Source organism: Flavobacterium cupreum (genome assembly GCF_003996965.1).
GTDB classification, from domain to species: Bacteria; Bacteroidota; Bacteroidia; order Flavobacteriales; family Flavobacteriaceae; genus Flavobacterium; species Flavobacterium cupreum.
The window spans coordinates 1-255 of record NZ_QWDM01000271.1; the positions used below are offsets into that span (position 1 = coordinate 1).

Genomic DNA, 255 nt, shown 5'->3' on the forward strand with positions numbered 1-255 from the left:
ATGACAACGATAAGTGAACGCATAAAACAACTTCGTACAGAAAACAACTTAACTCAATCTGAACTGGCAGAAAAAGTAGGTTTGACTTATGTACAAATTGGTCGATATGAAAAAGGGAAAAGCAATCCATCGTCTGATGTATTGCAAAAATTAGCTTCTGTATTAGGAACTAGCACCGATTATTTAATGAACGGCAAAACAGGGCAAGTAGAAGCGCAACTAACCGATATGGAACTTATAAAACAGTTTCAGGAA

General features: G+C 36.1%; 1 protein-coding gene. It reads left to right on the forward strand.

Annotation, left to right across the window (positions count from 1 at the left end; all coding sequences use genetic code 11):
* On the forward strand, window positions 1–255 hold a 255-nt coding region (locus D0817_RS25570), incomplete at both ends, for a helix-turn-helix domain-containing protein (RefSeq protein WP_134737826.1).